At 71.9% G+C, this 13,041-nt stretch carries 12 protein-coding genes; all 12 read left to right on the plus strand.

Features of this window, described 5'->3' with window-relative positions:
* Positions 1 to 9 precede the first annotated feature (9 nt).
* The 12 genes from ACWEBX_RS11630 to rfbC are packed head-to-tail and all read left to right on the plus strand — an operon-like array spanning position 10 to position 13,027.
* Positions 10 to 1,530: a right-handed parallel beta-helix repeat-containing protein gene (locus ACWEBX_RS11630; RefSeq protein ID WP_451884686.1), complete on the plus strand. Its 1,521-nt coding sequence runs from the start codon at positions 10 to 12 to the stop codon at positions 1,528 to 1,530.
* Position 1,531: 1 nt separating this feature from the next.
* Positions 1,532 to 2,764 (plus strand): O-antigen ligase domain-containing protein, encoded by a 1,233-nt coding sequence (locus ACWEBX_RS11635; RefSeq protein WP_451884687.1) that lies wholly within the window; start codon positions 1,532 to 1,534, stop codon positions 2,762 to 2,764.
* A gap of 2 nt (positions 2,765 to 2,766) precedes the next feature.
* The gene (locus ACWEBX_RS11640) at positions 2,767 to 4,008 is read left to right on the plus strand and encodes a glycosyltransferase (RefSeq protein WP_451884688.1); all 1,242 of its coding nucleotides are present in this window, start codon (positions 2,767 to 2,769) and stop codon (positions 4,006 to 4,008) included.
* Entirely contained in the window at positions 4,005 to 5,240 is a 1,236-nt protein-coding gene (locus ACWEBX_RS11645; RefSeq protein ID WP_451884689.1) for a class I SAM-dependent methyltransferase, read from the plus strand. The genes ACWEBX_RS11640 and ACWEBX_RS11645 overlap by 4 nt, the downstream gene beginning before the upstream one ends.
* Complete coding sequence (locus ACWEBX_RS11650) at positions 5,237 to 6,067, plus strand: glucose-1-phosphate cytidylyltransferase (protein WP_451884690.1); 831 nt, start codon at positions 5,237 to 5,239, stop codon at positions 6,065 to 6,067. The genes ACWEBX_RS11645 and ACWEBX_RS11650 overlap by 4 nt, the downstream gene beginning before the upstream one ends.
* The gene (locus ACWEBX_RS11655; RefSeq protein WP_451884691.1) at positions 6,064 to 6,711 is read left to right on the plus strand and encodes a PIG-L deacetylase family protein; all 648 of its coding nucleotides are present in this window, start codon (positions 6,064 to 6,066) and stop codon (positions 6,709 to 6,711) included. The genes ACWEBX_RS11650 and ACWEBX_RS11655 overlap by 4 nt, the downstream gene beginning before the upstream one ends.
* Before the next feature lie 3 nt (positions 6,712 to 6,714).
* On the plus strand, positions 6,715 to 7,740 hold the full coding sequence (locus ACWEBX_RS11660; protein WP_451884692.1) for an NAD-dependent epimerase/dehydratase family protein: 1,026 nt from the start codon (positions 6,715 to 6,717) through the stop codon (positions 7,738 to 7,740).
* Positions 7,737 to 9,011 carry a DUF4910 domain-containing protein gene (locus ACWEBX_RS11665; RefSeq protein ID WP_451884693.1) on the plus strand — a complete coding sequence of 425 codons (1,275 nt, stop codon included), beginning with the start codon at positions 7,737 to 7,739 and terminating at the stop codon, positions 9,009 to 9,011. Before ACWEBX_RS11660 ends, ACWEBX_RS11665 begins: the two co-directional genes overlap by 4 nt.
* Positions 9,012 to 9,016: 5 nt before the next feature.
* A complete protein-coding gene (locus ACWEBX_RS11670; RefSeq protein ID WP_451884694.1) occupies positions 9,017 to 10,315 on the plus strand; it encodes a hypothetical protein in 1,299 nt (432 codons plus the stop codon).
* Positions 10,312 to 11,259: a glycosyltransferase family 2 protein gene (locus ACWEBX_RS11675; RefSeq protein WP_451884695.1), complete on the plus strand. Its 948-nt coding sequence runs from the start codon at positions 10,312 to 10,314 to the stop codon at positions 11,257 to 11,259. The genes ACWEBX_RS11670 and ACWEBX_RS11675 overlap by 4 nt, the downstream gene beginning before the upstream one ends.
* Positions 11,256 to 12,488, plus strand: a complete 1,233-nt coding sequence (locus ACWEBX_RS11680; protein WP_451884696.1) for a polysaccharide pyruvyl transferase family protein — start codon at positions 11,256 to 11,258, stop codon at positions 12,486 to 12,488. Before ACWEBX_RS11675 ends, ACWEBX_RS11680 begins: the two co-directional genes overlap by 4 nt.
* Entirely contained in the window at positions 12,485 to 13,027 is a 543-nt protein-coding gene (gene rfbC, locus ACWEBX_RS11685) for a dTDP-4-dehydrorhamnose 3,5-epimerase (protein ID WP_451884697.1), read from the plus strand. The genes ACWEBX_RS11680 and rfbC overlap by 4 nt, the downstream gene beginning before the upstream one ends.
* Positions 13,028 to 13,041: the final 14 nt, after the last annotated feature.

Consider the following 13,041-nt stretch of genomic DNA (forward strand, 5'->3'; position numbering starts at 1 on the left):
GAAGGACGCTTGGGGATCAACTGGCGGCACTGGGCGCTGCCGGCTGCGCTGTTGGCGCTGGCCCTGCCGGCGGCGACCGGTTGCGACAGCTCGCAGGACGCGCGTCTGAAGCCGACGGCCGGGCCCTCCACGTCCGTGGCCCGGATGTGCGCCAAGCCCGCGTCCGGGCCGGCGAAGGCGCCGGCGGGCGCGGTGACGGTCGACCCCTCGAAGGCCGGTGACCTGGCCGAGAAGACCAAGAAGAGCCCCCCGGGCACCACGTTCTGGCTCAAGCCGGGCAAGCACCGGCTCGATGCGGACCGCTACGCCCAGGTCGTCCCGAAGAAGGGGGACGTCTACCTCGGCGCGCCGGGCGCGGTGCTCGACGGCCGCAAGGTCAATCAGTACGCGTTCGCCGGCACGGCCCCCGACGTCACCATCCGCTATCTGACCGTGCAGGGTTTCGTCGCCCCGCGCGACGAGGGCGTGGTCAACCACGACTCCGCCGACGGCTGGGTGATCGAGCACGCGACGATCCAGCGCAACTCGGGTGCGGGGCTGATGGCCGGGGCCCGTCAGCAGGTCCGCGCCAACTGCCTGCGCGACAACGGTCAGTACGGCGTGAACGCGTACAAGGGCAATGGCCGTATCAGCGGCCTGGTGCTGGAGGGCAACGAGATCGTCGGCAACAACACGGACGACTGGGAGCGGAAGCGGCCGGGCTGCGGCTGCACCGGCGGGGTCAAGTTCTGGGCCGTCGACGGCGCCGACGTACGCGGCAACTGGGTGCACGACAACCGCGGAACCGGGCTGTGGGCGGACACGAACAACAACGACTTCCTCATCGAGGACAACGTGCTGGAGGCCAACGACGGTGCCGCGCTGATCTACGAGACCAGCTACAACGCGGTCGTCCGCAACAACAGGATCCGGCGGAACAACTGGGTCGAGGGCCGCAAGTACGCGGACCGCGGGGACAACTTCCCGTTCGCGACCATCTACATATCCGAGTCGGGCGGCGAGCCGCGGGTCCACGCCCGCACGGACAGGATCGAGATCTACCGGAACGTGCTGGAGAACAACTGGTCCGGGATCACCCTGTGGGAGAACGCCGACCGGTTCTGCAACAGCCCGGCCAACACCTCGTCCGGGGACTGCACCCTGCTGGTGAAGGACATGCGGCGCTGCGCCCGGCCGGGGATCGCGGCCGAACCGCTCTACGCCGACTGCCGCTGGAAGACCCAGCGGGTGGACATCCACAACAACCGCTTCACGCTCGACAAGTCCGTCGTCGACTGCACGGTGAAGTGCGACCGCATGGCGGTGCTGGCCAACTACGGCACCTACCCGGACTGGTCGCCGTACCAGGGCGAGCGGGTGGCGGAGGCGATCACCGGCAAGCAGCACAACCGCTGGCACGACAACACCTACGTCGGACCGTGGAGGTTCGTCGCCCACGACCCGAGCCGGGTGCTCGACTCCGGCCAGTGGCAGGGGACGCCGTATCTGCAGGACACGGGCAGCACCTTCCGCGCCCAGGACGGTGGCTGAGATGAGCACGGACCGTACACCGAAGATCATCGGGACCGTCTGGGGGCTGCTGATCCTCAACACCCTCGGGTCCGCGGGGGCGAAGACCATCGTCCCGCTCCCCCGCTCCCTCATCCAGATGGTCACCATGGGAGCGCTGGTCACCGCGTTCGCGCTGGCCCTCGCGGTCAATCTCCGGCTGCGCATCCGGACCAGCGCCTACCTGTTCCTGCTCACCCTGCTCCTGGTGATGAGCGTGATCTCCAGCATGCATCTGGAGTCCGGGTTCGGCGCCCTGTTCCGCTGCTTCCGGCTGGCCCTCTTCGTCGGCACCCTGTGGCTGGTCAGCCGCTGGTGGGACGGCGGCGAGACGTTCGTACGGCACCACATCCGGATATACCTGGCGGTGCTCGCGACGGTGGCCGCCGGTCTGGTCGCCTCGCCGGGCGCCGCCCTGCCCGACCTCTACGGCGGGCGCCTGGTCGGCGCGCTCTGGCCGCTCACCCCGCCACAGATCGGACAGTACGCCGCGGTCATCATCGGACTGACGGTGCTGCTCCTGCTGGGCCGCCGGACCGACCGGACCAGCGCGGCCGTGGTCATCGTGCCCTCCCTCGTCCTGCTCGCCCTGACCCATACCCGCACGGCCACGCTCGGCCTGCTCGTCGGGCTGGCGCTGGCGATCGGCTCGCTCATCCTCACCAGCGGCGCCGCCCGCCGGTTCTTCACCTGGGCGGTGACGATCGGCACGGTGGCCGCGGTCGGGTTCGCGTCCGCGCTGCAGACGTGGTTCCTGCGCGGACAGAGCCAGGAGAACTTCTCCAGCCTCACCGGCCGGGCCAAGGTCTGGCACGCGCTGCTGGCGGAGCCCCGGTCGGCCACGGAGTATCTGTTCGGCGCCGGTCTGGGCGACAAGTCGTTCGACGGGCTGCCCATCGACAACAGCTGGCTGGCCGTCTTCAACGAGCAGGGAGTGATCGGCGTCGGGCTGGTGGCCGCGATCATCATCGTGCTGGGCGGTGTCGCGCTGCTGCGGCCGCCGTCGCTGTCGAGGGCCTGCGCGATCTTCCTGATCAGCTACTGCGCGATCGCCTCGTACACCGAGGCCGGACTCGGCGACGCCTCGCCGTATCTGCTGCACCTGGCCGTGGCCGCCTCGCTGCTGGCGACGCCCGACCGGGCGACTCCCCTGCCGGGGCCCCGGCTTCCCCGGCGACACGTCCCTCGATGGGCCCAGCGATCGGAGGTGATCTGAGCATGCACGTCCTCGTGGTGCACAACCGCTACGCCTCGGCGCAGCCTAGCGGGGAGAACAAGGTCGTCGACCAGGAGGTGGCGCTGCTGCGGGAGGCCGGCCACCGGGTCGAGACGTTCGAGCGGCGCAGCGACGACATCGCCGCCCGGTCCCTGCCGGGCAAGGTGGCGATACCGCTGCTGGTGCCGTGGAACCCGGCGGTCCGCTCGGAACTCGCCGACCGGCTGCGCGCCGACCCGCCGGACGTGGTGCACGTCCACAACGTCTTCCCGCTCCTGTCGCCCGCCGTGCTGGCCGCCTGCGCCGACGCCGGAGTTCCCGCGGTGGCCACACTGCACAACTACACCCAGATCTGCCCGCCCGGCACGCTCCAGCGGGACGGCCGGCCGTGCACCGAGTGCGTCGGGTCCACACCGCTGCCCGCCGTCCGGCACGGCTGTTACCGGGGCTCCCGGCTGGCGACGGTGCCCCTCGCGGTCAGCATGTCGGTCAACCGGCGGCGGTGGTGGACCGGGGTGGAGCGGTTCTTCTGCATCTCCGCGGCGCAGCGCGACGTCCTGGTGAAGGCCGGCATGCCGGCCGGGCGGCTGGCGGTGAAGCACAACTTCGTGCCCGAACCGGGCGCCCGCCGGGAGGGTACGGGCGACCACGTGCTCTATCTGGGCCGGCTCGCGGAGGCCAAGGGCGTACGGCTGCTCATGGCCGCCTGGGACGAGATCGCCGCCGGGGGCGGTGTGGGCGTACCGCTCGTGATCGCCGGCACGGGGCCGCTGGAGCCGGAGGTGACCGCCTGGGCCGCGGGCCGGGACGACGTCCGCTACGTCGGCCTGTACGACCAGGAGCAGTGCCGGCGGGCCATCGCGCGGTCGGTCGCCGTGGTGGCTCCCTCCACCTGGCTGGAGGCGTTCGGCCTCGTGGTCGTGGAGGCGATGGCGGCGGGGGTCCCGACGGTCGCCGCCGGTCACGGTGCCTTCGTCGAGCTCGTCGAGGACGGGGTGACGGGGCTGCTGCACGAGCCGGGTGAGACCGCCTCGCTCGCGTCCTGTCTGCGCCGGATCACGGCCGCGCCGGACGACAACCGGGAGATGGGGCGGGCGGCCCGGCGCCGTTACGAACAGGGCTTCAGCCCGGCCGTCGGGCTGGAGCGCCTGGTGGAGGAGTACCGGACCGCGATCGCGGGACGGTCGGCACATGCTCGCGGCGGGGACACCCGCGCGTTCAAGGGGGATGGGGAAAGTACATGACACGATGCCGACTCTGCGGCTCGCACGCGACGGCGAGCGTCGTCGATCTGGGGGCGACACCTCCGTGCGAGAGCTTTCTCGCCGCTGACCAACTGGACCAGCCGGAGCCCGCGTACCCGCTGCACCTGCGGGTCTGCACCGACTGCTGGCTCGCGCAGATCCCTCCGCTGATCAAGCCGGAGGAGACGTTCACGGAGTACGCGTACTTCTCCTCCTACTCGACGTCCTGGGTGGAGCACGCGCGCACCTTCGTCGACGACGCCGTACAGCGGGTGGGCCTCGGCCCCGACGCCTTCGTGGCCGAGGTCGCGAGCAACGACGGATACCTCCTCAAGCACGTGGTGGAGCGGGGGATCCGCTGCCTCGGCGTCGAGCCCTCGGTGAACGTCGGCGCCGCGGCCCGCGAGGCGGGTGTGCCCACGCTCACGGCGTTCCTCGACCCGGACACCGGCGCCGCCGTGCGCGCCGAGCACGGGCCGGCCGACCTGGTCGTGGCCAACAACGTGTACGCGCACATCCCCGACGTGGTCGGGTTCACCCAGGGGCTGCGCGCCCTGGTCGCCGACGACGGCTGGGTCTCCATCGAGGTGCAGCACCTGCTGACCCTGATCGAGGAGAACCAGTACGACACGATCTACCACGAGCACTTCCAGTACTACACCGTTGCTTCCGCGATCCGAGCCCTTGCCAGCGGTGGACTCGCGCTCGTGGACGTCGAGTTGCTGCCCACGCACGGCGGTTCCATCCGGCTGTGGGCGCGGCCCGCCGAGGTGGCCGGCGAGCCCTCCGCCCGCGTGGCCGAGGTGCTCGACCGGGAGAAGGCCGCCGGGCTCCAGGAGCTGTCCGGGTACACCGAGTTCTCCGCGCGGGTGGCCAAGGTCCGCCGGGATCTGCTGCGGTTCCTCATCGAGGCGGCCGAGCGTGGCGAGACGGTCGTCGGCTACGGCGCCCCGGGCAAGGGCAACACCCTGCTCAACCACTGTGGCATCCGGCCCGACCTGCTCGCGTACACGGTCGACCGCAACCCCTACAAGCACGGCCGGTTCACCCCGGGCACCCGCATCCCGATCCTGGCACCCGAGCAGATCGCCGCCGACAAGCCGGACTACGTCCTGGTCCTTCCGTGGAACCTGCGGGCCGAGCTGACCGAGCAGTTGTCCTTCGTGCACGAATGGGGCGGCCGACTCGTGTTTCCCATTCCGGAACTGAGCATTGTCGAGGTCAAGGCATGAAGGTCGTCCTGTTCTGCGGCGGTTACGGGATGCGGATGCGCAACGGAACCTCCGACGACGTGCCGAAGCCGATGGCGATGGTCGGCCCGCGCCCGCTGATCTGGCACGTCATGCGCTACTACGCGCACTTCGGGCACAAGGAGTTCATCCTGTGCCTCGGCTACGGGGCCCACCACATCAAGAACTTCTTCCTCAACTACGAGGAGACGACGTCCAACGACTTCGTGCTGCGGGGCGGGCAGACCGAGCTGCTGTCCACCGACATCGCCGACTGGACAATCACGTTCGCGCAGACCGGCATCGAGTCGCCCATCGGGGAGCGGCTGCGCCGGGTGCGGCACCACCTGGACGGCGACGAGATGTTCCTCGCCAACTACGCCGACGTGCTCACCGACGCCCCGCTGCCGGAGATGATCGACAACTTCGCCCGGCGCGACGCCGGCGCGTCGATGACGGTCGTCCCGCCGCAGTCCTCGTTCCACTGCGTCGAGCTGGGCGAGGACGGCCTGGTGGGCGGCATCACCGCGGTCAGCGACATGCCGCTGTGGGAGAACGGCGGCTACTTCGTGCTCCGCCAGGAGGTCTTCGACCACATCCCGGAGAACGGGGACCTGGTGGCCGACGGCTGCGCCCAACTGGCCAAGCAGGGACGGCTGGTGGCACACCAGCACCGCGGCTTCTGGAAGCCGACCGACACCGTGAAGGAGCGGGCCGCGCTCGACGACGCCTACACCCGGGGCGACCGTCCGTGGGCCGTGTGGGAGCACGGCGGCACCGTGGCACGGGTGCCCGCGAGCCGGGTCGGCGCCACGGCGGGCACCGCGTGATCCGGCTGGGGGCCGGGCGCCTGAACAGCATCGTCGCGGTGGGCGCGCACTGCGACGACATCGCCATCGGCGCGGGCGGCACGCTGCTGACGCTGTGCCGCGCGCATCCGGGCCTCCGGGTCGACGCGCTGGTGCTCAGCGGCGGCGGCGGTGAGCGGGAGCAGGAGGAGCGGGCCGCGCTGGCCGCCTTCTGCCCGGGCGCCGACCTCGGGCTGACCGTGCACAAGCTGCCGGACGGCCGGCTGCCCGCGCACTGGGACGAGGCCAAGGGCGCGGTCGAGGAGCTGCGCGCGACCACGGAGCCGGATCTCGTCCTCGCCCCGCGCACCGACGACGCGCACCAGGACCACCGCGGTCTGGCGCAGCTCATGACCACCGCGTTCCGCGACCACCTCGTGCTCGGCTACGAGATCGTCAAGTGGGACGGCGATCTCGGCCGTCCGTCGGCATACCAGCCGCTGGCGCCGGAGACCGCCGAGGAGAAGGTGCGGCTGCTGCAGGAGCACTACCCCTCGCAGCAGCACCGGCCCTGGTACGACCGGGAGGCCTTCCTCGGGCTGGCCCGGATCCGCGGCATCGAAAGCAACGCGCGCTACGCCGAGGCGTTCGCCGTCACCAAACTCACTCTCGACCTGGGGGAATGAACCTTGCGCGTACTGCTGACCGGGCACCAGGGCTATCTGGGCACCGTCATGGCCCCGGTCCTCACGGCCGCCGGACACGAGGTCGTCGGTCTTGACGCCGGCCTGTTCGCCGACTGCGTCCTCGGCCCGGCGCCCGAAGACCCGCCGACGCGACGGGTGGACCTGCGCGACGTCACGGCCGAACACGTGGCCGGGGTGGACGCCGTGATCCACCTGGCCGCGCTGTCCAACGACCCGCTGGGCGCGCTGGCGCCGGACCTCACCTACGACATCAATCACCACGCGTCCGTGAAGCTGGCCAGGCTCGCCCGCGAGGCGGGCGTGCGGCGCTTCCTGTACGCGTCGACCTGCTCGGTCTACGGCGCCGCCGGCGGCGACGAGCTGGTGGCCGAGGACGCCCCGCTGCGGCCGGTGACGCCGTACGCGGAGTCCAAGGTGCGGGTCGAGGACGACCTGCACGAGCTCGCCGACGGCGACTTCAGCCCGGTGTACATGCGCAACGCCACCGCCTTCGGCTTCTCTCCTCGGCTGCGCGCCGACATCGTCCTGAACAACCTGGTGGGTCACGCCCTGCTGTCGGGCGAGGTCCTCGTGCTCTCCGACGGCACACCCTGGCGCCCGCTGGTGCACGCCGCCGACATCGCGCGGGCCTTCGCGGCCGCGCTGGTCGCGCCGCGGGAGGCCGTGCACGACCTGGCGTTCAACATCGGCAGCGAGGTCAACAACGTCACCGTCGCCGAGATCGCCGAGCAGGTTGCCGAGGCGGTGTCCGGCGCGAAGGTGGTGATCACCGGGGAGAACGGCGCCGATCCGCGGTCGTACCGGGTGGACTTCTCCCGGTTCCGCGCCGCGCTGCCCGGCTTCGACTGCGAGTGGACGGTCGAGCAGGGCGCGCTCGAACTCGCCGACGCCTACCGCAAGCACGGGCTGACCCGGGAGTCCTTCGAGCAGCGCTTCACCCGGCTCGCCGTGCTGCGGGCGGCGTCGGACGCCGGCACCGTCGACGAGACCCTGCGGTGGCGCCGATGAGCACGGCAGGGGAGGAGATGTACGCGCTGGTGGAGCGGTTGTACCCGCTGTGCCGGAGCATCACCGGCGACGGGGTGCGCGCCACCCTGGACATCGTCGGCGAGCACATCCCGCTCCAGGTGCACGAGGTACCGACCGGGACCCAGGTGCTCGACTGGACGGTGCCGCAGGAGTGGAACATCCGGGACGCCTACATAGCCGACGGCACCGGCAGGCGGGTCGTCGACTTCGCCGCGTCCAGCCTGCACGTGCTCGGCTACAGCGTGCCGGTGTCGGCGACCATGCCGCTGTCCGAGCTCCGCGGACATCTGCACACCCTGCCGGACCAGCCCGCCCTGGTGCCGTACCGCACCAGCTACTACAAGCCGGAGTGGGGGTTCTGCCTGGCCCAGGAGACCCTGGACGCGCTGCCGGACGGCGACTACGAGGTACGCATCGACTCCACGCTCGCCGACGGCCACCTCACCTACGCCGAGCACGTGGTCCCTGGTCGGGTGACCGACGAGGTGATCGTCTCCTGCCACGTCTGCCACCCGTCGCTGGCCAACGACAACCTGGCCGGCATCGCCGTGGCGACGTACCTGGCGCGCGCGCTCGCGGAGCAGAACCCGTACTACACCTACCGGTTCATCTTCGCGCCCGGCACCGTCGGGGCGATCACCTGGCTGGCCCGCAACGCGGAGCGGGTGGACCGGGTCAAGCACGGGCTGGTGCTGGCCTGCGCGGGTGACTCGGGCCAACTGACGTACAAGCAGAGCAGGCGCGGGGACGCGGAGATCGACCGGGTGCTGGAGCATGTGCTGCGCGCCTCCGAACGTCCGCACCAGGTCAAGGAGTTCACTCCGTACGGCTATGACGAGCGGCAGTACTGCTCGCCCGGGTTCGATCTCGGTGTGGGTTCGCTCAGCCGGACCCCGTACGCCGGGTACCCCGAGTACCACACCTCGGCGGACGACCTGGACTTCGTCTCCCCGGAGGCGATGGCGGACACGCTCGCCGTCTGCCGCGAGGCGTTCGCCGTCCTGGACCGCAACCGGCGGTACGTCAACCTCAGCCCCTACGGCGAGCCGCAGCTCGGCCGGCGCGGGCTGTACGACTCGCTCGGCGGCCGCAGCGACGCCAAAGAGGCCCAGATGGCCATGCTGTGGGTGCTCAGCCTCTCCGACGGCGAGCACAGTCTGCTCGACGTCGCGGAGCGCGCCGGGCTGCCGTTCGACACCGTCGCCGCCGCGGCCGGTGCCCTGCGCGACGCCGACCTGATCAAGACGTGACGCCGATGACCACCGAGGGGGAGAATCCGCCGGCGACGGCGCCACCGGCCGGGTCCGCCAAGCGGGCCCTCGTCGGCCGGCTGTCCTGGGGGCTGGCCGACCAGGCGGCCTCCAGCGTGAGCAACTTCGCGGTGGGCATCTACGTGGCCCGCTCGCTGGGGGTGACCGCGTTCGGCGTGTTCAGCCTCGCCTGGGTGACGTACGGCGTGGTGCTCAACGTCTCCCGCGGGCTGGCCACCGATCCGCTCACGGTGCGCTTCAGCGGCCCGCCCGGCGCGGCCTGGCGCGGGGCGGTGGGCCACTCGACGGGCACCGCGCTCGGCGTCGGCGGCGTCCTCGGCGTGCTGTGTCTGGTGGCCGGGCTCGGCCTCGGCGGCCGGGTCGGGCCCGCGTTCGCCGCCCTCGGTGTCCTGCTGCCGGGGCTGCTGCTCCAGGACGCCTGGCGGTACTCGTTCTTCGCCGCGGGCACCGGGCGCAAGGCGTTCTTCAACGACGTCGTGTGGGGTGTCGCGCTCGTCCCGGCGATGGTGGTGGCCGCCCGCGTCGACACCGTGGCCGCCTTCGTGTTCGCCTGGGGCGCGTCCGCCACGGTGGCGGCGGGGTACGGGTTCATCCAGTCCGGCATCCGGCCCCGCATGGCCGAGGCGCGCGGGTGGCTGCGCGAACAGCGCGATCTCGGCTACCGGTACCTGGTCGAGAACGTCAGCCTCAGCGGCGCGAGCCAGGTGCGGGCGTACGGGGTCGGCGTGATCGTCGGGGTCGGCGCGGTCGGCGCGGTGCGGGGCGCCGAGCTCCTGCTCGGCCCGTTCCTGGCCGTGCTCATGGGACTCTCGCTGGTCACCGTCCCGGAGGCGGCACGGGTACTGCGGCAGGCCCCGCACCAACTGGGCAGGTTCTGCCTGCTCCTCGGCGGCGGACAGGCCGTCGGCGCGCTGCTCTGGGGCTCGGCACTGCTGCTGGTGCCCGGCCGGTACGGCGAGATGGTGCTCGGCGACGTCTGGCACTCCGCCTCCCCGCTCATCGTGCCGATCAGCCTCGGGGTCGCCGGCGCGGGCCTCGGCACCGGCGCGGCGGCCGGGCTGCGCGCGCTCGGCGCGGCCCGGCGCAGCCTGCGCTGCCAGTTGTTCGCCTCCGTCTGCTACGTCGGCGGCGGGCTCGGCGGCGCGGCCGCCGGCGGCGCCGTCGGCTCGGCCTGGGGCGTCGCCGCCGCGACCGTCAGCGGCTCGGCCGTGTGGTGGCTGCACCTGCGGTCCGCCCTGCGCGAGCACGCTCAAGAACCGATCCGCGAAGTGAGGACGTCATGACCGCGCAACCCAGGCTGAGCATCGGCCTGCCCGTGTACAACGGCGAGGAGTACCTGGCCGAGTCGTTCGACGCCCTGCTCGGCCAGACCTACGAGGACTTCGAGCTGGTCGTCTCCGACAACGCCTCGGCCGACGGCACCGAGGACATCTGCCGCCGGTACGCCGCGAAGGACTCGCGCATCCGGTACATCCGGCTGCCCCGGAACATCGGCGCGACACCGAACCACAACCATGTGCTGGCCGAGTCCCGCGGCGAGCTGTTCAAGTGGGCCTCGCACGACGACCTGTACGGCCGGGACCTGCTGCGCCTGTGCGTGGAGGCACTGGACGAACGGCCCGGGATGATCCTCGCACACACCGGCCAGGCGGTCATCGACGGCGACGGCAAGGTGAAGGTCCCCTACGAGTACACGCTCGCCACCGACTCGCCGCACGCGCCGGAGCGCTTCCGCAGTCTGCTGTTCGAGCCCGGCGGCGACGACTTCTACGGGGTCATGCGGACCGACCTGCTGCGCCGGGTGAAGCCGATGGACAGCTATCACCACGCGGACCGCACGTACGTCGCCGAGATCACCCTGCACGGGCCCTTCCACCAGGTGCCCGAGCTGCTGTACTTCCGGCGCGACCACCCCACCCGCGCCGAACGGGCGAACCCCTCCAAGCGCTCCCGGTGCGTCAACCTGGACCCGCGCCGGGCCGGCTTGCTGCACCCGACGCCCCGGCTGCTCGCCGAGTACGTCTGGGGCTTCGCCTCGGCGATCCGGCGGGCGCCGCTGTCCCCGGCCGACCGGCGCGCGTGTCGCCGCCACCTGGCCGCGTGGATGACCAGCCGGGTCCGGCCGGGCGCAGGCGAGCGGGTCGAGGACCGCGCCCCGGTCGACCCGGACCGGCTCACCGTCTCCGTCGACGCCCTGGTCGCCGGCCGTGAGGGGAGGCAGGCATGACGGCGGCGGACGGAACTCCGGTGCGCGTCGGGGTGTTCGGCCTGCTCGGCTCCGGCAACCTCGGCAACGACGGGTCGCTGGCGGCCGTGCTCGGGTACCTGGGGCGGCGGCACCCGGAGGCGGCGGTGGAAGCGCTGTGCGGCGGGCCCGAGGCCGTCACGGCCCGGTTCGGGATCCCCGCGACGCGGCTGCACTGGTACCGCGGGGAGTACCGGACCGCGTCACGGGCCGGCGCGATCGTGGGCAAGGGTCTGGGCAAACTCGTCGACGTCTTCCGCACCGCCGCCTGGGTGCGCCGGCACGACGTCGTGATCGTCCCGGGCATGGGTGTCCTGGAGGCCACGCTGCCGCTGCGGCCGTGGGGCTTCCCGTACTCGCTGTTCCTGCTGTGCGCGAGCGGCCGGCTGCTGCGCACCCGGGTCGCGCTCGTCAGCGTCGGGGCCGCCGAGATCCGCGACCGCCCGACGCGGGCCCTGGTGCGCTGGTCGGGGCGGCTGGCCGCGTACCGGTCCTACCGGGACGACCAGTCCCGTGACGCGATGCGGGCGATGGGCGTGGACACCGCGCGGGACAAGGTCTACCCGGACCTCGCGTTCTCCCTGCCCGCGCCGCAGGCGAGCGAGCCCTCGGGTGCGCCGGGCCCGGTCTGCGTCGGTGTCATGGACTTCCACGGCGGCAACGACGACCGCGCCCGGGCCGAGGAGATCCACCGGCGCTACCTCGACGGGACGATCCGGTTCGTGCGCACGCTGGCCGAGGAGGGCAGACCGGTCCGGCTGCTCACCGGCGACACCTGCGACGCGTCGGTGGTCTCCGCGATCCTCGACGCGGTGGACTCACCGCTGGTCACGGCCGCCGAACCGGCCTCGCTGGCCGACCTGATGAACGAGATGGCCGCCGCCGACACGGTGGTGGCGGTCCGGTACCACAACCTGATCTGCGCGCTGAAGACCGGCACACCGGCGCTCGCGCTCAGCTACGCGGCGAAGAGCGACGCGCTCATGGAGCGGATGGGTCTCGGCGCGTACTGCCACCCTGCGCGCGAGGTCGACGCCGACCGGCTGCTCGAACAGTTCCGGGCGCTGGAGAAGCGGTCGGCGGAACTGCGGCGGACCCTCGCCGAGAGCAACCGGGCCGCCGCCCGGCAACTGGACGAACAGTTCGACGAGTTGACCGCGACCCTGTTCCCGGCGACCGACCACGCCCACGCCCAGCGGGAGACCCGATGAAAGCGACCGAAGTACCGGCGATCGCCGGCGCGTACCTGTTCGAGCCGACACCGTTCGCCGACGAACGCGGCTTCTTCTGCCGCACCTTCGACGCGGACGTGGTCCGCTCGGTGGGCCTGGACCCGGACGTCTTCATCCAGGACAGCGTGTCCCGCTCGGTCCGGGGCGTGCTGCGCGGGCTGCACCTGCGCTCCGGGGAGGGCGAGGCCAAGCTGGTGCGGTGCTCGTACGGGAAGATCTTCGACGTCGTCGTGGATCTGCGGCCGGACTCGCCGACCTACCGCAACGTGGCCTCCTTCGAGCTGTCCGGCGAGACGCAGAAGACCCTGTACATCCCGGCGGGGTGCGCGCACGGTTTCCAGGCCCTGACCGAGACCGCCGACACGTCCTACCGGATCGACCGCCCGCACGATCCCGCCGAGGACGTGACGATCGCCTTCGACGACCCGGAGCTCGCCATCGCCTGGCCGCTGCCGGTCACATCGATGTCCCAGAGGGACCGGGAGGCGCCAAGCCTCGCCAAGGTCCTGCAGCACTAAGAAAGTTGAGGCCG

It is taken from the genome of Streptomyces sp. NPDC005070 (genome assembly GCF_053600395.1).